Origin of the sequence: Kitasatospora sp. A2-31 (genome assembly GCF_022288725.1) — a bacterium.
Classification (GTDB): Bacteria; Actinomycetota; Actinomycetes; order Streptomycetales; family Streptomycetaceae; genus Kitasatospora.
Genome location: NZ_JAKNTA010000001.1, coordinates 624,403 through 645,993 on the forward strand (window position 1 = coordinate 624,403; position 21,591 = coordinate 645,993).

Sequence of the window (21,591 nt, forward strand, 5' to 3'; positions counted from 1 at the left end):
CCGCGTCCGGGGGCCCGCCGTGCACGAGGGCGCCGCGTCCGGGCCCCGACAGCGGGATGACAGCGAGGTGACAGCGCGCCGACGGCTTCCCGCCCGCCCCCGCCGGGCGGTGACGGCACGCTGACAGCCGGGCCGGACAACCTGAGGGCATGACACCAATCGCCACCGCCCCGAACGACCGGGGGCGCACCGCCGGCAACGCCGTCGAGGTCCGCGGCATCGTCAAGCACTACGGCACCACCAAGGCCCTGGACGGCGTCGACCTCACCGTCCGCGAGGGCACCGTGCTCGGCGTGCTCGGCCCCAACGGCGCCGGCAAGACCACCCTGGTCCGCATCCTCTCCACGCTGATCAAGCCGGACGCCGGCACCGCCCACGTCGGCGGCTACGACGTGGTGCGCCAGCCCAAGCAGCTGCGCCGGACCATCGGCCTCACCGGCCAGTACGCATCCGTCGACGAGATGCTCTCCGGCTACGAGAACCTCTACCTGATCGGCCGGCTCCTCGACCTCTCCCGCAAGGACGCCAAGGAGCGCGCCGCCGAGCTGCTGGAGCGGTTCTCGCTCACCGACGCCGCCAAGCGGGTCGCCAAGACCTACTCCGGCGGCATGCGCCGCCGCCTCGACCTGGCCGCCAGCATGATCGGTCGCCCCCGGGTCCTCTACCTGGACGAGCCCACCACCGGCCTGGACCCGCGCACCCGCAACGAGGTCTGGGACGAGGTGCAGCGGATGGTCTCCGAAGGCTCCACCGTGCTGCTCACCACCCAGTACATGGAGGAGGCCGAGCAGCTCGCCGACGAGCTGACCGTGATCGACAAGGGCCGGGTGATCGCCGCCGGCGGCGTCGCCGAGCTCAAGGCCCAGGTCGGCGGCCAGACCCTGCAGGTCCGCCCGGTCCACCGGGCCGAGCTGCCCGAGATGGCCCGCTGCCTGCACGGGACGGGCATCGCCGAGGCCACCTTCTCCGCGGACACCGGGCTGCTCTCGGTGCCCATCACCGGCGAGGAGCAGCTCACCGCGGTGATCCGGGTGCTCGGCACCAACGGCTTCGCCGTCGCCGGGATCGACACCAAGGTGCCCAGCCTGGACGAGGTCTTCCTCACCATCACCGGAAAGCCCGCGGCCGCCGCGGTGCCCGCCCCGAGCCTCGCCAAGGAGCCCGTCGCATGACCACCGCCACCGCCGCCACCGCCCGGGTGGAGGACTCCCGGATCGACCTGGCCGGCCACCTGCGCCACGTCGGCGCGCTGACCCGCCGCAACCTGATGCGGATCAAGGCGGACCCGGAGTCGATGTTCGACGCCGTGCTGATGCCGATCATCTTCACCGTGCTGTTCGTCTACGTCTTCGGCGGCGCGATCTCCGGCGGTCAGGACGCCTACAAGCAGTACATGATCCCCGGCCTGCTCGGGCAGACCGGCATCACCCTGGCGATGGCCGTCGGCACCGGTCTGAACAGCGACTTCCAGACCGGCGTGATGGACCGCTTCCGCACCCTGCCGATCGGCCGCGCCGCCGTCCTGCTGTCCAAGATCGCCGCGGAGACCTGCCGGGCGATGCTCTCCTTCGCCATCCTGATCGGCTTCGCGCTGATCCTCGGCTTCGAGGTGAAGACCGGGCCGCTGGAGGTGCTGGCCGCGATCGGCCTCTCGCTGGTGTTCGGCATGTCGATCGTCTGGATCTCGATGCTGCTCGGCATGGCGCTGCGGAGCGCCCAGGCCGTCCAGGGGGTCGCCATGCTCGTCCTGATGCCGCTGCAGTTCGGCAGCTCGATCTTCGCGCCGACCGACACCATGCCGGGCTGGCTGCAGTCCTTCACCAAGGTGAACCCGCTCTCCGCGCTCGCCGACGCCTGCCGCTCGCTGCTCAACGGCGAAGGGGCGCTGGCCCACCCGGTGCTCATCGTGCTGGGCTGGTCGGTCGGCGTCACCCTGGTCTTCGCCCCGCTCGCGGTGGCCCGGTTCCGCAAGCGGACCTGAGCCGGCCGTCGCAGCCACCGGAACCGCCGGTCGGCCGGCCCCTGGGGACGGGGGGTCGACCGGCCGGCCTTCGGCCTCTCCACCCGCGGCCCGACCGGCCGTCAGGCCATCAGGTCGTCCAGCAGGGAGCTGGTCTGCGGCAGCGACAGGCCCGCCCCCTCGGCGTGGGCCGCCTCGAACGCCTCGTCACCGAGCAGGGCCCGCAGGCTCGCCTCGGAGGCCGCCCGTTCGAGCCGGTCCAGGTAGCCGCCCTTCGGCCCGTTCAGCTCGGTGTGCGCACCGAGCAGCACGGCCGCCTTGCGGCCCGCGACGAGGTCGTGGTCGCGCTCGGCGAAGATCCGCAGCACCCCGGCCGCCGGGGGGACCAGCATGACCGACAGCTGCTCCGCGAAGCCGCTGCCCTCGGGCGGCACCGCGCGCAGCAGCCGGCGCCCCTCGTCCAGGATCGCGAGCCCCCGCTCCGGATCGCCGGCCTGCGCGACGATCCAGCCCCGGGTGACCGTCAGCATCCCGCCGACCAGGTCGGGGGCGAAGGTCCCGATCCGGCTGGCCCAGTTCACCCGGTCCAGCTCGGCCAGCGCTTCGTCGTAGGCACCGCGATGGGCGCTGATCCCGCAGAGCATCAGGCGCCCGAAGAGCAGTGCGCCGTCGGCCGCCTGGATCTTGCCGGGATCGATCGTGTCCAGCGCCTCGCGGATGTACCGCTCGCCGGCGTCGAGGTCCTGTTCCAGCATCGCGCTGCCCAGGTGCACCCGCAGCATCGGCACCTCCTGCGGCGCGTCCAGCTCCTCGGCCAGCTCGATCGCCCGCTGGTAGGCGGCGACCGCCTCCGCGGAGCGGCCCTGGCCCGCCAGCGCCTCGCCGTGGGCCGCGTACGCCTGGGACATCCCCCACCGGTCGCCGATCCTGCGGTACAGCTCCAGCGACTCCTCGCCGTCCCGGAGCGCCTGCTCCAGGCCGCCGGGCCAGTCGTTCATCGTCTTGGCCCGGATCTGCAGGACGAACGCCAGGTCGGCGGCGCGGCCGTGCCGGCGGGAGCCCGCGACCGCCTCCTCCATCAGGTCGCGCATCACGTCCAGCCGGCCGGCCAGGAAGGCGGCGAACACCCGCATCACCCCCGGGAACCGGTAGCTCTGCGGGAGGTCCGGGGTGTAGGCCTCCAGCAGCTGCTGGGACACCCGAATCGCCTCCCGGTCGGCCAGCACGTCGAGGTTCCCCTCGAAGAGCCCGACCAGCCGGAAGATCTCCAGCTGCCGGCGCGCCTCGGCGGCCACCCCGGGCGGCATCGGCACCCCGTACTCCAGGACCTGCCGTTCCAGGGGCTCCGCCGGCGGGCCCGCCGGGTCGAACGGGTCCGGACCGAGCGCGCGCACCGCGTCGTACCAGCCGCGGGCCTCCAGGCTGAAGCCGCGCAGCGACCAGTACCAGCTCATCCCGAGCGCGAGGGCCAGCCCCTCCTGCTCCTCCTCGCGCTCCACCGCCCGGCGCAGCGCGGCCCGGATGTTGTCGTGTTCGCGCTCCAGCACCGCCAGCCAGCGCAGCTGCTCCGGGCCGTGGACGTGCTGGTCGGCGGTCCGGACCAGCTCGCGGAAGTGCACCAGGTGGCGCCGCTCGACCTCGGCCCGCTCGGCCGCCTCGGCCAGCCGCTCCTCGGCGTACTCGTGGATGGTCTCCAGCATCCGGTAGCGGGACGAGCCGTCCCCGCTCAGGTCGGCCACCACCAGCGACTTGTCGGCCAGCGAGAGCAGCTGGTCGGCGACCTCCTCGCGGGGCACCTCGACGTCGTCGGCGCAGATCGCCTCGGCGTCCTCCAGCGTCCAGCCACCGGCGAACACCGACAGCCGCCGCAGCACCGCCCGCTCCCGCTTCCCGAGCAGCTCCCAGCTCCAGTCGACCACCGCGCGCAGGGTCTGCTGGCGGGGCAGCAGGGTGCGGCTGCCGCCGGTGAGCAGCGCGAACCGGCCGTCCAGGCGGTCGGCGATCTGCCGGGCCGTCATCACCCGCAACCGGGCGGCGGCCAGCTCGATGGCGAGCGGGAGGCCGTCCAGCCGCCGGCAGATCTCGGCACAGGCCTCGGGCTCGCGCTGCGGGTCGAAGCCGGGTCGGGCGGCGGCGGCGCGCTCGGCGAGCAGGCGCAGCGCGACCGGGTCGGGCAGCGGCTCCACCGGCAGCACGGTCTCGCCGGGGACGCCGAGCGGTTCGCGGCTGGTGGCGAGGACGGTCAGGCCGGGGCACTCGGCGAGCAACCGGTCGGCGAGGTCGGCCGCAGCCTGGATCAGGTGCTCGCAGTTGTCCAGGACGAGCAGCATCCGGCGGTGGCCGCAGTACTCGACGAGCCGGCGCAGCGGGTCCTCCGAGCGGGGCTCGATGACCTCGGCGACCATGCCGCCGGTGTGCAGCACGGTCTCGCGCAGACCGAGCGCGGAGACCACGGCGGCGGGCACCGCGGCCGGGCTCTCCAGCGGGGCGAGTTCGGCCAGCCAGACGCCGTCCGGCCAGTGGCCGGCCGCCTGCTCGGCGCGGCCGGCCTCGACGGAGAGTCTGGTCTTGCCGGACCCGCCTGGGCCGGTCAGGGTGACCAGCCGGCTGCGCGTCAGGGCGCCGCGCAGGGCGGCGAGGTCGCCCTCGCGGCCGACGAAGCTGGTCAGGCGGGTGCGCAGGTTGCCCGCGCTGCGGGGCGGCTGCGGGGCGGTGGCGGACGGGGTGCCGGCGGACGAGGTGCCGGCGGACGGGGTGGTGGCGGACGGGGTGGTGGGTGGGGCGGCGGGCCCGGGGGCGGTCGCCGCCGCCGCGACCGGGGCGGGAGCCGGGGCCGGACGGTCCGCCGGTGGGTGGTCAGCAGGGGCCAGCAGCTCGGCGTAGAGGGTCCGGAGCCGGCGGCCCGGGTCGACGCCGAGCTCCTCCGCGAGGGTGCGCCTGGTCCGCTCGTAGTGGCGCAGCGCCTCGGCGGTGCGCCCGCTCTCGTGCAGCGCCCGGACCATCAGGTACTGCACCGACTCGTCCAGCGGCTGCCGGGCGCAGAGCTCGGCGAGCTCGGCGACCAGCTCGGCCGCCCGGCCGAGGCCGAGGTCGGCGAGGATCCGGTGCCGGCGCACCTCCTCCCGCTGGGTCTCCAGCCTGGTGGCCGGGCCACTGCGGTCGGGCAGGTCGGCGAGCACGGGACCGCGCCAGAGAGCCAGTGCGGCCCGCAGCCGCTCGGCGGCGGGCCCGTGGTCGCCCTCCTCCAGGGCCCGGCGTCCCTCCCCGGCCAGCCGCTGGAACTCGCCGAGGTCGGTGTGCGGCTCGGTCAGCCAGTAGCCGGCCGGCCCGGAGCCGACCTGGTCGCGGCCGATGGTCCGGCGCAGCCGGCCGACCAGGGTCTGCAGCGCGGCCGGCGCGTCCTGGGGCGGCTCGGCGTCCCAGACCTCGTCCACCAGCAGGTCGGCCGCCACCGGCCGTCCCTGCCGCAGGACCAGCGCCGCGAGCAGCGCCCGCAGCCGGGCCCCGCCGAGCGGGACCGGCGTGCCGTCGTCGTGGTGGGCCGTGGTGGTGCCGAGGATGCCGTAGTGCACTCGCCCATTCTGGTCGATGGGCGCGGCCCGCACGCACAATTGTCCGGGCGCCACCGGGCCGCGGAACCCCGCGCGGGGCCCCGGACGTTCACCCGGGACGGCTTGTCCGGCGACCTCCCGGCCCGGCATGATCGGTCCCTGCCCCCTCCCCCAGACCCCGGAGCACCCACTCATGACCTTCGCCGCAACGCAGCGCTCGCGCAGCGAGGACCGCCGGATCAGTCCGGTGTTCTGGGTGCTCCTCGCGATACTGGGCACGTCCGGGTGGGCGGTCCACTCGGGGTACGGCAACGCCCGCTTCGGGGTGTTCCTGTTCGTGGTGGCCGGCTGGATGGTCTCGCTCTGCCTGCACGAGTACGCGCACGCCCGCACCGCACTGCACGGCGGCGACCTCACCGTCGGCGCCAAGGGCTACCTGACGCTCAATCCGCTCAAGTACGCCAACGTCCTGCTCAGCTTCGTGCTGCCGATCGTCTTCGTGATCCTCGGCGGCATCGGCCTGCCCGGCGGCTCGGTCTGGATCGAGCGGCACCGGATCCAGGGGCGGCTCAAGCACAGCCTGATCTCGGCGGCCGGCCCGCTGGTGAACCTGGTCTGCGCGGCGCTGCTGCTGGTCCCGGTGGGCGCGGGCTGGCTGGACGACCCGACCACCCCCGTCGAGTGGCACGGCATGCAGTTGCCGTACTCGCCGCTCGCCTGCGCCTTCGCCTTCCTCGGCCTGCTCCAGCTGAGCGCGGCGGTGCTGAACCTGCTGCCGGTGCCCGGCCTGGACGGCTACGGCATCGTCGAACCGTGGCTGTCGTACCGGACCAGGCGGGCGGTCGAGCCGTTCGCGCCGTACGGGATGCTGGCGGTGTTCGCGCTGCTCTGGCAGCCCGAGGTGAACCGCTTCTTCTTCGACGCCGTGTACGGGCTGATGCACCTGTTCGGCGTGAGCGACGACGCCTTCGCCGCCCTCGGCCACGACCTGTTCCGCTTCTGGCAGGACTAGGCGCCCCCGGGGTGGCCTACCGGGGCCGCCTGCCGGGCCGGGCTCAGCCCTGCTCGGCGGCGGCCTTCGCCAGCTTCGCCCGGCGCAGGTTCATCCACACCACGTTGCTGGCGATGCCGGCGAGCGGGAGCCAGATCAGCCCCCAGTAGTTGTCCTTCACCACGGAGACCACCGCGGCGGCCAGCGCGAGGACGACGACGATCGCGGCGAAGAGGGACGTGCGGGGCATGGTGGCTGGCTCCTAGCGCGGGCTGACGGTCGGCCCCCATTGTCGCCGACCTCACCTCCGGAACGGGGCCAGGGGTGAGGTCGGCGGCCGGCGCGTCGCCGGTACCCGCCGGCCCGGGGTGCCCGGCGCGCGGGGACGGTCTCAGACGTCGGTGATCCGCAGGCCCGCGTGGGCCTTGTACCGGCGGTTGACCGAGATCAGGTTGGCCACCAGCGACTCCACCTGGTGGGCGTTGCGCAGCCGGCCCGCGAAGATTCCGCGCATCCCCGGGATCCGCCCGGCCAGCGCCTGCACCACGTCGGTGGCGGCACGCTCCTCGCCGAGCACCATCACGTCGGTGTCGATCCGCTCGATCGACTCGTCCTGCAGCAGCACCGCCGAGAGGTGGTGGAAGGCCGCGGTGACGCGCGAGTCCGGCAGCAGCGCGGCGGCCTGCTGGGCGGCGCTGCCCTCCTCCGGCACCAGGGCGTACGCGCCCTGCTTGTCGAAGCCGAGCGGATTGACGCAGTCCACCACGATCTTGCCGGCCAGCTCCTCGCGCAGGGCGCTGAGGGTGGCGGCGTGCCCCTCCCAGGGCACCGCGACGATCACGATGTCGCTCTCGCGCGCGGTGGTCGCGTTGTCGGCGCCGCGCACGCCGAGGCCGAGCTCGGCCGCCGAGGCCTCGGCGCGCGCCGCGTCGCGGGAGCCGATGATCACCTGCTGGCCCGCCTTGGCCAGCCGGTGGGCGAGTCCCCGCCCCTGGTCGCCGGTGCCGCCGAGGACGCCCACCACCAGCTGCGAGACGTCGGGCAGCTCATGGGCGGGGTTTGTCGCTGAATCGAGGGAAGTCATGGGCCGATCCTGCCAAACCGTGGGTCGGCCACGACATTCTGTGGCCCATGGACGCGGTGAGAGTTTCGGCACTCCGTGAGCGGCTCGCCGGCACCGGCTGGCTGGAGGCGGCCGGCGGCTTCGCCGGATCGCTGCGCCACGCGGTCGACCGGCGGGGCTCCGCAGGCCTGCTGCTGGTCGGCACCGAGGCGTACGAGCCCTGGCACCTGGCCGCCCACCTCGCGGACGAGGCCGCCTGGTCGGACGCCCCCCGGCTGAGGCCCACCCTGCTGCGGCACCGGGTGCCGGCCCGGGCCCCGGCCCATCTGGCGCACGACCTGCGCCGGCTCGCCGCGGCCGGGCGCGGGTCGACGGTGCTGGTGGTGGCCCCGGCGGCGGCCGGGGAGCAGTTGCTGCAGCGGGTGCAGGACGCCCGGCACGGCGGGGCCACCGTGCTCGCCCTGGACGGCGCCGCCGGGCCGACCGAGCTGGCGGCCCTGGCGCACGAGCGGCTCGCGGTCGGCACCGCCGAGACGGAGCCGTTCGACCTGGCCCAGCACCTGGTCAGCGCGGCCGCCGGGCACTCCCCGGCGCGCCGCTCGGCGCTCGCCCGGCTGGCCGACCTGGCCGGCCGGCTGACGGCGGGGCCGACGCTCGGCCGCTGGTAGCCGACCGGCGGCCCGCGGAAAGTAAGTGGCACTAGCGAGCTAGGGTTATTACACTGCCCCTCGGTCCGGATGGGCGGACCGCCGAACGGAAGGGGTGGCCGTGCTGGAGATCACGTCGGAGAACGTCGTCCGGAGCTGGGTCGACGGATGGACGGCCTCGCGGGCCGCCGCGCCGGCCGTCGTCCAGCCGTGGGGTTACACCGTCGACGTCGGCCTCAGCGGCCACGTGACCCGCCACGTGTTCGACGCCGTCGGCGACGCCGTGCGGGAGGAGGACGTCCGCGAGGTCGCCGGCGCGGTCCGCGCCGAGGGGACGTGGCTCAAGGTCTTCGCGGACCCCGGCGTCACCTCGCCCTGGCTCGGCCCGCAGTGGTGGATCGACGACGAGCCCGGCTACCTGATGACCGCCCCGCTCGCCCCGGCGCCCGCCCACCGGCTCACTGCTCCGGACGGCTACCGCCTGCGCACCTGGTCCCGCGGCGGCGTGGTCCGCGCCCTGGTCACCGCGGCGGACGGCGCGCTGGCGGCTCGCGGCCAGATCGCCCCGACCGGCGCCACCGCCGTCGTCGACCAGATCGAGACCGCGCCGGAGCACCGGCGCCGGGGCCTGGGCAGCCTGGTCATCCGGACGCTGGTCGCCGCGGCGTACGAACAGGGCGCCCGGACCGGCGTGCTGGCCGGCACCCCGGACGGGCGCGCGCTGTACACCGCGCTCGGCTGGCAGGTGCTCGCCCCGCTGACCAGCGCCGAGTACCGGGGCGGGCGGTCCGGCTGACGCCCGCTCGGGCGCCGGGCCGTCGGACCGTCAGCTCCCCACCGCGGGCCGTCCCGCTACTCGGTGTCGTCCGCCGCCGGCCGGTCGCTCCAGCGCGGGTCGTTCTTCCACTCGCGGTTGCGCTCGTCGGCGATCTCCAGCGCGTGCGCGGCCTCCTCCCGGCTGGCGTACGGCCCGAGCCGGTCCTTGGCCGGGCACTCGGGGCCCTCCTCCACCTTGGCGTGCTTGATGCAGTAGAACCACTCGCCGGGCTTGCCGGTGGGCTTGCGGTGGAACCCGAAGGGCATGGCGGTCTCCCGTCCGTGAGGTGCGTCGCGCCGACCGGCCGAACCGATCGGTCGTACCGATCATTCCCCGGACCGGGGCCGCCCGCACACCACCGGGCGGCGCGGGGCCCGGCGGATAGACTCGCGGCCATGGCTCTCGTACCCGGCACCCAGTCCCCCACCCGCAAGGTCCCCGCGCACATCGCCCGCCCCGAGTACGTCGGACGACCCGCGCCGGCGCCGTACACCGGGCCCGAGGTGCAGACCGCCGAGACCGTCGAGAAGATGCGGATCGCGGGCGGGATCGCCGCCCGGGCGATGGAGGAGGCCGCCAAGCTGATCGCGCCCGGCGTCACCACCGACGCCCTGGACGCCGTCGCCCACGAGTACATGTGCGACCACGGCGCCTACCCGTCCGACCTCGGCTACCGGGGCTTCCCGAAGTCCATCTGCACCTCGATCAACGAGGTGATCTGCCACGGCATCCCGGACTCGACCGTCCTCCAGGACGGCGACATCGTCAACATCGACGCCACCGCGTACATCCACGGGGTCCACGGCGACCTCAACGCCACCTACCTCTGCGGCGACGTCGACGAGGAGTCCAGGCTGCTGGTCGAGCGGACCCGCGAGGCGCTGAACCGGGCGATCAAGGCGGTCAAGCCGGGCCGTCAGATCAACGTGATCGGCCGCGTGATCGAGTCCTACGCCAAGCGCTTCGACTACGGCGTGGTGCGGGACTTCACCGGGCACGGCATCAACACGTCGTTCCACTCCGGCCTGATCGTCCCGCACTACGACAGCGAGCGGGCGACCGAGGTGATCAAGCCCGGGATGACCTTCACCATCGAGCCGATGCTGACGCTGGGCACCTACGACTACGAGATCTGGGCCGACGGCTGGACGGTCGTCACCAAGGACCGCAAGCGCACCGCCCAGTTCGAGCACACCCTCGTCGTCACGGCGGACGGCGCGGAGATCCTCACCCTGCCGTAGCCGACCGGCGGGCCGTGGCGCGAAAGACGAAGAGGCCGAAGACGAAGAGGCCCGGGCGGGAGCGCCCGGGCCTTCTCGTCGAGCCCGTGAGTCGGTGAGTCGGTGAGTCGGTGAGCCCGTGGGCCGGTGCGTCCGTGGGCCGGTGCGTCCGTGGATGCTCGGGTGCGGGACCGGGCCGTACGGTCCGATCAGCGCCGATCAGCCGATCAGCCACTGCTCCTCGGCCACCGCGCCCACCTCGGTGCAGGCGTCGGTCAGCACGTCCAGCACCCGCAGCGGGTCCGGCAGCGGCTGGTCGGGCCCGCGCAGCCAGCGGACCGCGGAGCCGTCCGGGAGCGCGGCCGGCGGCAGCAGGGTGTACGAGCCGCGGCAGTGCCAGCGCAGCCCGGGGTGCTCGGACATCGTGTCCGGGGTGGAGTCCAGGGCGCTCGGCCACCACTCGTCCTCGTCGACCGGGGTGCCCCGGGTGGCGGTGAAGAAGAGGTAGCGGTCGTCGCCGACGGCCGCCACCGGTCCCTCGACGCCCAGCGCGGTCAGCCGCTCCAGCGCCAGCCGGCCCGCCTCGGCGGGCACGTCCAGCACGTCGTGGACGCGGCCGGTCGCGGTGACGAAGTTGGCCTGCGGGTCCCGGGAGAGCCAGCGCGCGACCTGCTCGGGATCGGTGGTCGCCTGGGTCTGCCAGGCGAAGGAGACCGGGTGCTGGGCCGGCGCCGGACAGGCGACCCGGTCACAGGAACACCGGTGACCGGCCGGATGTGCGGCCGGTGCCAGCGGGAAGCCTGCGCGCACGGCGCCCAGCAACTGGTCCAGTCGGGCTGCGGGGCTGTCCGCGCCGGCCGACCGGGCCCGCTGACGATCACGCCTCTGCCACCAGGTCGTCCACCTGCCGCCGGCTTCCATCGGGCCCCTTCCGCGCGTTGCCGTGCCTGGTGTGACACAGCATTCGACGTACCACTCCGACGCAACGCGCGGCGCCCCCCGCTGCTTCCCGGGGCGGTGCTCGGCCCTGCCGTCCACGCCCCGTCGGCCGGAGCCGGGGTTGCCGGACGGCCGACGCCCGGGTCACGGTACGGAGTCGCGGCAGCACGCAGGCGGCGGCTCGGCGGCCCGACGGGCACACCGACGTGCGCCTCGCCCGGCCCGTACGGGGCCCGCTGACCCGGGTGAACCCCGAGGGCGTACAGGAAGGATAAGGGTGCGCGGAGCCTTCGGATGACCGGGGGCGGTGCCTCTCCGGTCACACTCCCGGCACGCCCACGTCACAAGGCCTCCCCCGGACCGCACAGGGCCTCCCCGGACCGCCGCGCACGGCGGTTCGGCCGGGCGGGGTGAGACCCTGGTGGGGTGAAGAGCACGGACACCGAATTCGTCGGCGGCCCCCTGGACGGCCGGATCCTCCCGATCCCCCTGGGGCCGATGTACGGCGTGCCCAAGACCTACAAGGTGCCGGTCCCCGCGCACGGGGACACTCCCGCGCGCACACTGGTGTACGTCCGGGCCAAGCAGCTGGACGGCGTCCGCTGGTTCTGGCGCTACGAGTACGACGAGGCGGCCACCGCCCGCGCCTCCGGGTGACGACCGCCACTCCCCCCGGGAGGACGGCCATGGCGAGGACCGCACGCCACCAGCAGTCCAGGAGCCGGTCCGCGGCGGCGGCGCACCGCAACCGGCAGGCGGCCGCCGTCACCGGCGCCCTGCTCGTGGCGGTCAGCCTCTACAGCGCGGTGATCGGCTCGAACGGCTGGCTCTGGTTCGGCTGGGCGGTGCTGCTGCTCGCGTGCGCGGCGCTGTTCGCCGTCCGCGGCTGAGGGCCTGAGCACCTGAGCACCCGAGCGCCCTGTGCCTGAGCAGCCGCACCGCCTCCGCCGCCGGCCGCCCTCACCCGCGGCCGGGTCCCACCGGTCCCCCCAGGACCGTCACTCATCCTCGGCGAGGATCAGGTAGAGCTTCTTGCGGGCCTCGTTGAGCACCGCGAGGCCCTTGGCGCGCTGCGCCTCCGTGCCCGTCGTCATGACCTGCCGGATCGCGTGGTCGACGGCGCCGAGCGCCTGACCGACCTCCTGCACGGCCTCCCAGTCGACCTCCCGGCCGGCCTCCGCCCACGGCTCCGCGGAGCCCGCCTCGGCCTCGGCCCGGCCCGCCTCGGTGAGCGAGACCAGCCGCTTGCCGCCGACCTCCTCGGCCGTGATCAGGCCCTCCTCCTCCAGCAGCTGGAGGTTGGGGTAGATCGAGCCGGGGCTCGGCCGCCAGGCCCCGCCCGTCCGCTCGGTGATCTCGGCGATCATCTCGTAGCCGTGCATCGGCCGCTCCTTGAGCAGCGCCAGCAGCGAGGCGCGCACGTCGCCCCGCCGGGCCCGCCCGCCGCGCCGGCCGCGCGGACCGTGGCCGCGCCCGCCGTGCCCGCGGAAGCCGGGACCGAACGGCCCGCCCATCGGGCGCCCCGGTCCGAACGGCGGCGGCCCGAAGGGGCCGAACGCCCCCCGGCCCTCGAAGCCCTCACCGGGCATGCCCACGAACTCCGGGCCCGGGCCGCGGCGTCGGCCGCGCGGGCCCTCCTCACGAAAACGTCCTGAGCGCATGGCGCTCACCTCCGTTGTGTCTCCGGTCGCCGAGCGGCGCCCGCCGGTCGACCTGTCGTTGATCGAGACGCACCGACCGAGCGGCCTTTCGACCGGTCGACGCGCGCCGGGCAGTCGCCCGGACAGTCGAGTAACTGTCTCGATAACTCGACGATATATCGGTGACTGTCGCTCGTCAACGGTTTCCGACACAGCCGCCCGACAACCCGGTGCGCGGGCGGCCGGCCGCTACGGTGGCGGGCATGGCCGGTGAACGAGACCTAGCGACGCTGTTGCGCGGGATGCGCCCACTGCTCAACCCGGGGCGGTACGTCTACTGCTCGCTCCCGGCGAAGGTGCCCGCCGGGATGCGGCCGGTGGTGACGGTCGCCGAGCCCGAGGGCGTGACGGTGGTGGTGGCGCAGGAGGAGGCCGACTCGCTCGGCCTGCGCTACGCGTACGTGGCCGCCTGGATCACCCTGCAGATCCACTCCGCGCTGGAGGCCGTCGGCCTGACCGCCGCCGTGGCGGGCCGGCTGGCCGAGGCCGGGATCAGCTGCAACGTCGTGGCCGGCTTCCACCACGACCACCTGTTCGTCGCCGCCGAGGACGCCGAGCGGGCCGTCCGGGCCCTGGAGGAGCTCTCGGCCTCGTCCGGCTGAGCCGCGCCGTGCTCGGCGGGGACGGCGGGGACGGCGGGTCGGCGGGGAGCGGCGGGGGAGGTCAGCCCGCGGGCGCGCTCCGAGTGGCCGGTCCCGGGGGCCGATCCGACACTGGGAAGGGCTGAGCGCCCACCCGGTCGGTCAGCCCCCCACCGGAAGGGAGACGGCCACCATGGCCATCTGCGTCACCTGCGGCAATGACTACTGGCTCGCCTTCGAGATCAAGACGATCACGGGCGACACCTACACCTTCGACAGCTTCGAGTGCGCGATGGAGAAGCTGGCGCCCCGCTGCGAGCAGTGCCAGGTCCGGATCGTGGGCCACGGCGTGGAGGTGGCCGGCCGGTTCTTCTGCTGCGCCAACTGCGCCCGCGTCAACGGCGGCCTCGGCGACCAGATCCGCGACGCGGTCGGCGCGCGCCCGTCCTGACGGGCAGTCGGGGGGTAAGGGGGCGGAAGAGTCGGCCTGTACGCCGGGTTCTGTCTCCCGGGTTGCTCGCGCGGCCCGGGGAGGCGGCCATCCATCTAGGGCTACCGTTGCCGGCAGCCTCGTGCGGTCTACCCGCGGACTCGGGCGAGCAGCCCTCGGACATCCGCGCACGGCGCCCGAGGGCACCGATCTTGACCTTGCTCCAGGTGGGGTTTACCGAGCCGGCCGGGTCACCCCGGTCGCTGGTGGTCTCTTACACCACCGTTTCACCCTTACCCGCTGCCGAAGCGGCGGGCGGTCTGTTTTCTGTGGCACTGTCCCGCGGGTCACCCCGGGTGGGCGTTACCCACCACCCTGCTCTGTGGAGCCCGGACGTTCCTCGGCGGGTCTGGGACCCGTCGCGACCGCCCGGCCGGCTCTTCCGCCGTAGTGGTCATGGTAGCCGCTCGGGCGGCGCCTCCCGTACGCCGGGCCGGACGGTGGGCGGCTCACCGCCGAGCCGGGCGGCCACCCGGGTCGCGGTGCCGGTCGCCCAGGCGGTCGTGGTGACCAGGCCCAGGACGAGGATGGCGACGCCGAGGCCGGCCACGATCCACCAGCCCGCGTGGCTGGCGGGGGCGAAGCCGGTCAGCACCGGGCCGACCACGGCCGAGGTGACGACGGTGCCGATCACCGCGACGCCCAGCGACTGGCCGACCTGCCGGCTGGTCGAGGCGACCGCCGCCGCCACGCCCGCCTGGGCGCGCGGCATGCCGGAGACGGCGGCGTTGGTGATCGGCGCGTTGACCATGCCGAAGCCGAACCCGAAGAGCGCGTAGGCGACCAGCAGCAGGGCCGCCGGGGAGTCCGCCGCGAGCCGGGTGAGCAGCACCCCGCTCGCCGCGAGGCCCAGGCCGGCCGCGACCAGCGGGCCGCGCGGGCCGCGGCTGCCGACGATCCGGCCCGAGACCGGGGCGCAGACCAGCATCATCCCGGCCATCGGGAGGGTCCACAGGCCCGCCTCGACCGGGCTGTAGCGGCGGACGTCCTGCAGGTAGATGGTGTTGAGGAAGAGGAAGCCGCCGAGCGCGGCGAAGGCGCAGACCGCGGTCACGGTGGCGCCGGTGAACGGCGCGCTGCGGAAGAACCGCGGATCGACCAGCGGCTCGGCGACCCGCCGCTCCCAGAGCGGGAAGGCGACCAGCGCGGCCAGTGCGACGGCGGCCAGCCCGATGATCAGCGGTGACGTCCAGCCGTGCTCCGGGCCCTCGATGATCGCCGCGGTGCCGCAGCCCAGCAGGACCACCATCAGCGACTGCCCGACCGGGTCCAGCCGACGGGCCCGGGGCGCGCGCGACTCGGGCACGTAGCGGGCGGTCAGCAGGCAGGCGGCCAGGCCGACCGGGACGTTGATCAGGAAGATCGACGGCCAGCCGGCCCCGTCCACCAGGAACCCGCCGAGCAGCGGGCCGAGCGCCATCGAGATGCCCACCACGCCGCCCCAGACGCCGATCGCCTGGGCCCGCTCGCGCGGTTCGGTGAAGGTGTTGGTGATGATCGACATCGCCACCGGGTTGAGCATCGAGCCGCCGACGGCCTGCACCGCGCGGAACACCACCAGCCACTCCAGGCTCGGCGCCATGCTGCAGAGCAGCGAGCCCAGCACGAAGAGCAGCAGACCGGTCTGGAACACCCGGCGCCGTCCGAAGCGGTCGGCCACCGAGCCGAACAGCATCAGCAGCGAGGCCAGTACCAGGGTGTAGGCGTCGATGACCCACTGCAGGCCGGAGGCCTGAGCGCCCAGGTCCTTCTGGATCTCCGGGAGCGCGATGTTCACCACGGTGTTGTCGAGGCCGACGATGAACAGGCTCAGGCAGCAGATCGCCAGGATCAGCAGCCTCCGGCGCCGGCCGGGGGCCGGCGCCGCTGAGGCGGGGGCGGCGGCGGACGCCGCGGAGGCGGGGGCGGGCACGTTCCGATCCTCCCCCGCGGACCCTTCCGGACCGGTGCGGAACCGACCGTCCGGGTGGCGGGGTCGCCACGGCCCCCGCCTCCGCGGCTGCGGCCCCGCCGGGCTCAGCGCCCCAGCAGCTCGCGGAGGTCCTCGGCGGCGAGGGCGACGTCGTCGTCGTAGCCGCCGGTGGCGAGCCGGAGCACGAAGGCGACGGCCGCATCCGGGGGCGGGTCGGTGTAGGGCTCGCCGTTGTAGTCGAGGAAGAGCAGCATCGCCTCGAAGGCGGTGCGCTTGTTCCGGTCGACCAGCGGGTGGTTGCGGGCGAGGCTCTGCCCCAGCGCGGCCGCCTTGGACCAGAGGTCCGGGTAGGCGTCCGCACCGAACAGGCTCGTCTGCGGGCGGGCCAGGGCGGAGAGCAGGGCGCCCGGATCACGGATGTTCTCCGGGCCGCCGGCCAGGTAGGTGACGTCCTCCAGGTCGAGGTACTCGATCCCGGTCCCCCCCGGTCCGCTCACAGGTCCTTCAGCCTCTCCAGTGTCTCCGCGTTGGCCTCGCGGATGCGGCCGACCATGGCGGCGCGGCGCGCGGCGCGGTCCGGGCGCTCGGCGCGGACCGGCTCGGCCAGGGCGTCCGGCAGCTCGGACTGGCGGACCTCGAACGCGAGCTCCGCGCGGTCCGCACCCGGCGCCTCGCTGACCCGCACGCGGCCGGCCATCACGGCCTGGGCGGCCGCACGCAGCGCGAACTCCAGCGCCTGCCTGGTCTCCGGCGCCAGGTCGGCGGGCAGCCGGACGGACAGGGACTCCTCCACGGCGTCGCCGCCGGCGGCGAGGTCCAGGGGGTTCAGGGTCATCGCGTCACTCTCCTCGTTCAGCTCGACGGTAGGGCGCGCCGGGCGGCGGCGGCCACCCGTTTCAGGGCGGCCGGGGCCGGACGCGTAAAGGGCCGTAGCGTGGGGGCAGGCATCGGTACGGCGAAGGGGGCTGGGTGATGGGTGCGGTGAAGACGACGGGGGCCGTGGTGGCCGGGGTGCTGGCGGGGACGGGGGTGCTGCACGCGGTGTGGGCGGTGTCCCCGTGGCCGCTGCGGACGCCGGCGGAGCTCGCGGACGCGGTGGCCGGCTGGGGTGACGAGATGCCGCCGGCCGCGGCGTGCCTCGCGGTGGCCGGGGCGCTCGGGGCGGCCGCGTACCTGGTGGGGGCGGAGTCCGGGGTGCTCCCGGCGGCGGGGCCGGCGCGGGTGCGGCGGGCCGGGGTGCGGACGGTCTCCGCGGTGATGCTGGCGCGCGGTGCGGGCGGGCTGCTGGTGTCCGGCCTCGGTCTGAGCGGGCAGTCGGCGCGGTTCCGGCGGCTCGACGCCCGCTACTACTCACCGCTCTGCCTCGCCCTCGGCGCCGGGGCCGGGGCGGTGGCGGTCGCGGGTTACCGGCAGCGGGACGCGGTTGCGTAGGGTGGCGGGGATCGCGTCCGCCGCCACAGAATGTCGAGGAGTCCGCTGTGCTGGTGCTGTTGCCGCCCTCGGAGGGCAAGGCCGCGTCCGGGGACGGCGTGCCGGTCGCGCTGGACGGGCTCTCGCTGCCCGGGCTGACGGCGGCGCGGACGCAGGTGCTGCAGACGCTGGTCGGGCTCTGCCGGGGTGACGAGGACACCGCCGCCGAGGTGCTCGGGCTGAGCCCGGGCCTGCGCGGTGAGGTCGCCCGCAACGCGGGCCTGCCGACGGCGGGCGCGTTCCCGGCCGGCGAGGTGTACACCGGGGTGCTGTTCGACAACCTCGGCCTGGCCACCCTGGACGAGGCCGCGTACGACCGGGCCGGGCGTGCGCTGCTGGTCTTCTCCGGGCTCTGGGGCGCGGTGCGGATCGGCGACCGGATCCCGCCGTACCGCTGCTCGATGGGCGTGAAACTCCCCGGTCTGGGGGCGCTCGGGGCGTTCTGGCGGGGCGCGATGGCGTCCGTGCTGCCGGAGGCGGCGGACGGACTGGTGCTGGACCTGCGCAGCTCGGCCTACGCGGCGGCGTGGAAGCCCGCCGGCGAGGTGGTGTCCCGGACGGCGACCGTCCGGGTGCTGCAGGAGCGCGACGGCCGCCGCACCGTGGTGAGCCACTTCAACAAGGCGACCAAGGGCCGGCTGGTCCGGGACCTGCTGGTGGCCGGCGCCGAGCCGAAGACGCCGGGCGAGCTGGTGGACGCGCTGCTGGAGCTGGGCCACCGGGTGGAGGTCGCGGCCGAGGGCACGGCCCGCAAGCCGTGGCAGCTGGACGTGGTGGTCACCGACGTGCACTGACGGCGTGGCCGGCCGGCGCGGCGGGCGAACGCGGGCGGCCGAGCGCGGGCGGGCGATCGCCGGCGGGCCCCGGTCCGGAGCCCGCCGCGGTCAGCGCAGGTGCCCGGTGTCGTTGAGCAGCCGCACGGAGGCGTTGCCGTCCGCGTAGTACTGGACGGCGCAGAGCGAGGCCGCCGACAACTCCATCCGGTACATCGAGTCCGGCGGGGCGCCGAGCGCCAGCCGGACCAGCGTCTTGATCGGGCTGACGTGCGAGACCACCAGCACCGTCCTGCCGGGGTAGCGGGCGAGGATCTTGTCGCGGGCGACCGCGGCCCGGTGGGTGAGGGTGGCGAAGCTCTCCGAGCTGCCGGTCGGCTTGGCCTTCGGCGAGGCGAGCCAGGCGTTGAGGTCGTCCGGGTGGCGCTCCCGCACCTCGGCGAAGGTCAGTCCCTCCCAGGCGCCGAAGTCGACCTCGCGCAGCCCGTCCTCGTAGCGGACCTCCAGGCCGAGGCGCGCCGCGACGGTCTCCGCGGTCTCCCGGGTGCGGCGCATCGGGGAGCTGACGACGGCCTGGACCGAACCGGCGGCGGCCAGCGCCGCGGCGGCGCGCTCGGCCTGCCAGCGGCCCTTCTCGGAGAGCGCGGGATCGCTGCCGCCGCTGCCGGAGAACCGCTTCTCCGGGGTCAGCGGGGTCTCGCCGTGCCTGAGCAGGACGAAGGTGGTCGGCGTGCCGAGGTCCGCGGGGGCGGCCCAGCCCGCCTTGGGGACGGCCTTCTCCAGCGGGGGTTCCACCGGCTCCACCGGCTCCACCGCGGAACCGGCGCCCCGCGGCGCGGCCGCCGTACCGGCGAGCGGCCGGGGCTCCCACGCGCGGCCGGCCTTGCCCGCGTCCATCGCCTCGTTGGCGAGCCGGTCGGCGTCCTTGTTCCGCTCGCGCGGGATCCAGGTGTACTCGACCTGGCCGCGCGGCAGGACGGTGCGCGCCTCGGCGGCGAGCGGCTGCATGTCCGGGTGCTTGATCTTCCAGCGCCCGGACATCTGCTCCACCACCAGCTTGGAGTCCATCCGGACGTCCACCGAGGCGTCCGGGTCGATCTCCCGGGCCGCCCTCAGGCCGGCGATCAGGCCCTTGTACTCGGCCACGTTGTTGGTGGCGTGGCCGATGAACGCCGCGGCCTGGGCGATGATCTGGCCGGTGTCGCCGTCCCGGACCACCGCGCCGTAACCGGCCGGCCCCGGGTTGCCCCGGGAGCCGCCGTCGGCCTCGACGATGAGCCTGCGCCCGGCCACGGGATCAGACGCCCGAGTCGGCGGTGCGGACCAGGATCCGCGAGCAGTTCTCGCAGCGGACGACCTTGTCGGCCGGCTCGGCCTTGATGGCGTTCAGCTCGGTGATGGAGAACTCGGTGCGGCAGCCCTCGCAGCGGCGCTGGTAGAGGCGGGCCGCGCCCACGCCGCCCTGCTGCTCGCGCAGCTTGGTGTAGATCTTCAGCAGGTCGGCCGGGATGGCGGCGGCCACGGTCTCGCGGTCGCGCTTGACCTTCTCGGCCTCGGCGTCGATCTCGGCGAAGGCGGCGTCGCGGCGGCCCTCGGCCTCGGTCAGCACGACGGTGGAGTGCTCCAGGCGGGCGCTCAGCTCGGTGACCCGGGTCTGGGCGGTCTCCAGGCGCTCCATGATCTCCAGCACGACCTCCTCCAGGTCCCCCTGGCGCTTGGCCAGCGAGCCGATCTCGTGCTGGAGGTTCTCCAGGTCCTTCGGCGAGGTGATCGCGCCGGAGTCCAGGCGCTGCTGGTTGCGGGCGGCCCGGGCGCGGACCTGCTCGACGTCCTGCTCGGCCTTGGTCAGCTCGCGGGCGGTGTCGCCCTGCTGGGCCTGGGCGGCGACGACCAGGTCCTTGAGCGCGGTGTGGTCGGCGGTGGCCTTGTCGATCTCGGCGTGCTCGGGCAGGCTGCGACGCCGGTGGGCCAGCTGGTCGAGCTTCGAGTCGATGGCCTGGAGGTCGAGCAGGCGGATCTGGTCGGCGGGCGCGGCGTTCAAGCGGAGAGCTCCTGTGAATCGGGTCAGGCGGTGAAGGACATGGGGGCGTGCGCGGTCCACGGGTCGGTGACCCGGTGGGAGACCTTGGTCTCCACGGCCCAGCCGCGCTTCTCGGCGGCACCGTGCAGCGCCCGCTCGGCCAGGGCGAGCCAGGGCCATTCGGTGGCCCAGTGCGCGGCGTCGAGCAGGGCGACCGGAGCCGCCTCGGCGGCCTCGGACGCCGGGTGGTGGCGCAGGTCGGCGGTCAGGTAGGCGTCGACGCCTGCCGCCCGCACCTCGGCGAAGAGGCTGTCACCGGAGCCGCCGCAGACCGCGACCCGGCTGATCAGCCGGTTCGGGTCGCCGGAGACGCGCACCCCGGTGGCGGTGGCCGGCAGGCCCTTGGCGACCTGCGCGGCGAAGACGGAGAGGGTGAGCGGGGGCTCCAGCAGGCCGACCCGCCCGCCGCCGCGCCGGCCCAGCGGGTCCGTGGGGTCCGGCACCAGCGGACCGGTGACGCGGACGCCGACGGCCTCGGCCAGCGCGTCCGAGACGCCCGGGTCGGCGTGGTCGGCGTTGGTGTGTGCCACGTGCAGGGCGATGCCGTTGCTGATCAGCGTGTGCACCACCCGGCCCTTGAAGGTGGTCGCGGCGACGCTGGTGGTGCCGCGCAGGTAGAGGGGGTGGTGGGTGACGACGAGATCGGCCCCCCACTCCACGGCCTCGTCGACGACCGCCTGCACGGGGTCGACGGCGAAGAGCACGCGGCGGACCTCGGCCTGGGGGTCGCCGCAGACCAGGCCGACGGCGTCCCAGGACTCCGCCCACTGGGGCGGGTAGACCTCTTCGAGTGCGGTGATGACGTCGGACAGATTCGGCACCTGTCGAGACTACCGTGCGCGCAGGGGCGCCCGGGCCGCCCGGGCGGCTGCGGCGGTCGGGCGGAGGGCTCTGGTAGCGCGGGCGGGCGGGTGCGCGGGACGGCCGGTGGTGCGGGTCGACGGTGTGGGGGACGGGACGCACAGGTGCGCGTCAACCTGCGGTGAGCGGCGTTCGGATGCCGTCGGGCCGCCCCCGCGCGCCGGTCGGAGCCGGTGTGCGCGCCGTCCGGGCGCCCCTGCCGCCGGGGTGCGCGGGTGCCGGCGCGCACACCGGCCGGTTCGCACGAATTCGAAATCGCGCGCAGATCACCCTTACGAGTGAAGTGACTCGCCACGCGTTGAGGCCGTGCCGAAACCGAAAGTAACTTCACTTCCGCGAACGGGAGTTGCCCCGACCGGGGGGTCGGAAGGGCGCTCCGCCGCAGGGGACCGCCGGATCGGACCGGCTCCGCGGCGGACGCGGCCGGGGCGGCGCTTCCGTACTTCCGGGGAACCGATCAGGCCGCGGCCGCGCGCCCGGGTGCCGGAGCAGTGTGCACCCGCCGGGCGGCGGCAGAGACGAAGGGATGTGAGAGC

24 protein-coding genes and 1 other RNA gene are annotated in these 21,591 nt (G+C 74.8%); 12 read left to right on the forward strand and 13 right to left on the reverse strand.

All coding sequences use genetic code 11. From position 1 onward, the window contains the following. Positions 1-149: 149 nt before the first annotated feature. Both MCM47_RS02750 and MCM47_RS02755 read left to right on the forward strand, forming a co-directional pair. Positions 150-1,172 carry an ATP-binding cassette domain-containing protein gene (locus MCM47_RS02750; protein ID WP_238740579.1) on the forward strand — a complete coding sequence of 341 codons (1,023 nt, stop codon included), beginning with the start codon at positions 150-152 and terminating at the stop codon, positions 1,170-1,172. Then, positions 1,169-1,981: an ABC transporter permease gene (locus MCM47_RS02755; protein WP_238740581.1), complete on the forward strand. Its 813-nt coding sequence runs from the start codon at positions 1,169-1,171 to the stop codon at positions 1,979-1,981. The genes MCM47_RS02750 and MCM47_RS02755 overlap by 4 nt, the downstream gene beginning before the upstream one ends. Positions 1,982-2,082: 101 nt before the next feature. Here MCM47_RS02755 and MCM47_RS02760 read toward each other — a convergent pair whose 3' ends face one another. Further along, positions 2,083-5,532: a BTAD domain-containing putative transcriptional regulator gene (locus MCM47_RS02760; RefSeq protein ID WP_238740583.1), complete on the reverse strand. Its 3,450-nt coding sequence runs from the start codon at positions 5,530-5,532 to the stop codon at positions 2,083-2,085. A gap of 172 nt (positions 5,533-5,704) precedes the next feature. Here MCM47_RS02760 and MCM47_RS02765 point away from each other — a divergent pair, with 172 nt between their 5' ends. Beyond that, positions 5,705-6,523 carry a site-2 protease family protein gene (locus MCM47_RS02765; RefSeq protein WP_238740585.1) on the forward strand — a complete coding sequence of 273 codons (819 nt, stop codon included), beginning with the start codon at positions 5,705-5,707 and terminating at the stop codon, positions 6,521-6,523. A 43-nt stretch (positions 6,524-6,566) separates the two neighbouring features. Here the strand turns inward: MCM47_RS02765 and MCM47_RS02770 are convergent, their stop codons facing one another. After that, on the reverse strand, positions 6,567-6,752 hold the full coding sequence (locus tag MCM47_RS02770; protein ID WP_238740587.1) for a hypothetical protein: 186 nt from the start codon (positions 6,750-6,752) through the stop codon (positions 6,567-6,569). A gap of 141 nt (positions 6,753-6,893) precedes the next feature. Beyond that, on the reverse strand, positions 6,894-7,586 hold the full coding sequence (gene npdG, locus MCM47_RS02775) for an NADPH-dependent F420 reductase (RefSeq protein WP_238740589.1): 693 nt from the start codon (positions 7,584-7,586) through the stop codon (positions 6,894-6,896). 47 nt (positions 7,587-7,633) lie between these two features. Between npdG and MCM47_RS02780 the strand changes: the two genes are divergently transcribed. Both MCM47_RS02780 and MCM47_RS02785 read left to right on the forward strand, forming a co-directional pair. After that, positions 7,634-8,233, forward strand: a complete 600-nt coding sequence (locus tag MCM47_RS02780; RefSeq protein WP_238740591.1) for a hypothetical protein — start codon at positions 7,634-7,636, stop codon at positions 8,231-8,233. A 100-nt stretch (positions 8,234-8,333) separates the two neighbouring features. After that, the gene (locus MCM47_RS02785) at positions 8,334-9,008 is read left to right on the forward strand and encodes a GNAT family N-acetyltransferase (RefSeq protein ID WP_238740593.1); all 675 of its coding nucleotides are present in this window, start codon (positions 8,334-8,336) and stop codon (positions 9,006-9,008) included. Positions 9,009-9,064: 56 nt separating this feature from the next. On the opposite strand, the gene MCM47_RS02790 is transcribed toward MCM47_RS02785, so the two are convergent. Continuing rightward, positions 9,065-9,295, reverse strand: coding sequence for a hypothetical protein (locus MCM47_RS02790; protein ID WP_238740595.1), 231 nt, complete (start codon positions 9,293-9,295; stop codon positions 9,065-9,067). Between the two features lie 129 nt (positions 9,296-9,424). On the opposite strand from MCM47_RS02790, the gene map reads away from it, so the two are divergent. Further along, positions 9,425-10,270: a type I methionyl aminopeptidase gene (gene map, locus MCM47_RS02795; protein ID WP_238740597.1), complete on the forward strand. Its 846-nt coding sequence runs from the start codon at positions 9,425-9,427 to the stop codon at positions 10,268-10,270. A 198-nt stretch (positions 10,271-10,468) separates the two neighbouring features. Here the strand turns inward: map and MCM47_RS02800 are convergent, their stop codons facing one another. Continuing rightward, positions 10,469-11,170, reverse strand: coding sequence for a bifunctional DNA primase/polymerase (locus MCM47_RS02800; RefSeq protein ID WP_238740599.1), 702 nt, complete (start codon positions 11,168-11,170; stop codon positions 10,469-10,471). A 444-nt stretch (positions 11,171-11,614) separates the two neighbouring features. Here MCM47_RS02800 and MCM47_RS02805 point away from each other — a divergent pair, with 444 nt between their 5' ends. Both MCM47_RS02805 and MCM47_RS02810 read left to right on the forward strand, forming a co-directional pair. Then, a complete protein-coding gene (locus MCM47_RS02805) occupies positions 11,615-11,845 on the forward strand; it encodes a hypothetical protein (protein WP_238741548.1) in 231 nt (76 codons plus the stop codon). Between the two features lie 29 nt (positions 11,846-11,874). Then, the gene (locus tag MCM47_RS02810) at positions 11,875-12,078 is read left to right on the forward strand and encodes a hypothetical protein (protein ID WP_238741555.1); all 204 of its coding nucleotides are present in this window, start codon (positions 11,875-11,877) and stop codon (positions 12,076-12,078) included. A 108-nt stretch (positions 12,079-12,186) separates the two neighbouring features. On the opposite strand, the gene MCM47_RS02815 is transcribed toward MCM47_RS02810, so the two are convergent. Continuing rightward, positions 12,187-12,849 carry a PadR family transcriptional regulator gene (locus tag MCM47_RS02815; protein WP_374209054.1) on the reverse strand — a complete coding sequence of 221 codons (663 nt, stop codon included), beginning with the start codon at positions 12,847-12,849 and terminating at the stop codon, positions 12,187-12,189. 242 nt (positions 12,850-13,091) lie between these two features. On the opposite strand from MCM47_RS02815, the gene MCM47_RS02820 reads away from it, so the two are divergent. Both MCM47_RS02820 and MCM47_RS02825 read left to right on the forward strand, forming a co-directional pair. Further along, positions 13,092-13,490, forward strand: a complete 399-nt coding sequence (locus MCM47_RS02820) for an ACT domain-containing protein (RefSeq protein ID WP_238740601.1) — start codon at positions 13,092-13,094, stop codon at positions 13,488-13,490. Positions 13,491-13,662: 172 nt separating this feature from the next. Further along, on the forward strand, positions 13,663-13,920 hold the full coding sequence (locus tag MCM47_RS02825) for a Prokaryotic metallothionein (protein ID WP_238740603.1): 258 nt from the start codon (positions 13,663-13,665) through the stop codon (positions 13,918-13,920). 23 nt (positions 13,921-13,943) lie between these two features. Here the strand turns inward: MCM47_RS02825 and rnpB are convergent. The 4 genes from rnpB to MCM47_RS02845 all read right to left on the reverse strand — a co-directional run bounded on the left by rnpB (position 13,944) and on the right by MCM47_RS02845 (position 16,706). After that, positions 13,944-14,340, reverse strand: an RNA gene (rnpB, locus tag MCM47_RS02830) — RNase P RNA component class A. A 13-nt stretch (positions 14,341-14,353) separates the two neighbouring features. After that, entirely contained in the window at positions 14,354-15,871 is a 1,518-nt protein-coding gene (locus tag MCM47_RS02835; RefSeq protein ID WP_374209055.1) for a DHA2 family efflux MFS transporter permease subunit, read from the reverse strand. A 104-nt stretch (positions 15,872-15,975) separates the two neighbouring features. Further along, the gene (locus MCM47_RS02840; RefSeq protein WP_238740605.1) at positions 15,976-16,368 is read right to left on the reverse strand and encodes a type II toxin-antitoxin system death-on-curing family toxin; all 393 of its coding nucleotides are present in this window, start codon (positions 16,366-16,368) and stop codon (positions 15,976-15,978) included. Next, positions 16,365-16,706 carry a hypothetical protein gene (locus MCM47_RS02845; RefSeq protein WP_238740607.1) on the reverse strand — a complete coding sequence of 114 codons (342 nt, stop codon included), beginning with the start codon at positions 16,704-16,706 and terminating at the stop codon, positions 16,365-16,367. The genes MCM47_RS02840 and MCM47_RS02845 overlap by 4 nt, the downstream gene beginning before the upstream one ends. 137 nt (positions 16,707-16,843) lie before the next feature. On the opposite strand from MCM47_RS02845, the gene MCM47_RS02850 reads away from it, so the two are divergent. Both MCM47_RS02850 and yaaA read left to right on the forward strand, forming a co-directional pair. Further along, positions 16,844-17,302 (forward strand): DUF3995 domain-containing protein, encoded by a 459-nt coding sequence (locus tag MCM47_RS02850; protein ID WP_238740609.1) that lies wholly within the window; start codon positions 16,844-16,846, stop codon positions 17,300-17,302. A 47-nt stretch (positions 17,303-17,349) separates the two neighbouring features. Further along, on the forward strand, positions 17,350-18,135 hold the full coding sequence (gene yaaA, locus MCM47_RS02855; protein ID WP_238740611.1) for a peroxide stress protein YaaA: 786 nt from the start codon (positions 17,350-17,352) through the stop codon (positions 18,133-18,135). Between the two features lie 90 nt (positions 18,136-18,225). Here the strand turns inward: yaaA and MCM47_RS02860 are convergent, their stop codons facing one another. From MCM47_RS02860 to MCM47_RS02870, 3 genes are read right to left on the reverse strand one after another with little or no spacing between them, the layout of a single operon-like run. Next, complete coding sequence (locus tag MCM47_RS02860; RefSeq protein WP_238740613.1) at positions 18,226-19,407, reverse strand: bifunctional RNase H/acid phosphatase; 1,182 nt, start codon at positions 19,405-19,407, stop codon at positions 18,226-18,228. Positions 19,408-19,411: 4 nt separating this feature from the next. Beyond that, entirely contained in the window at positions 19,412-20,155 is a 744-nt protein-coding gene (locus MCM47_RS02865; protein ID WP_238740615.1) for a zinc ribbon domain-containing protein, read from the reverse strand. A gap of 23 nt (positions 20,156-20,178) precedes the next feature. Continuing rightward, positions 20,179-21,015: a Nif3-like dinuclear metal center hexameric protein gene (locus MCM47_RS02870; protein WP_238740616.1), complete on the reverse strand. Its 837-nt coding sequence runs from the start codon at positions 21,013-21,015 to the stop codon at positions 20,179-20,181. Between the last annotated feature and the right edge of the window lie 576 nt (positions 21,016-21,591).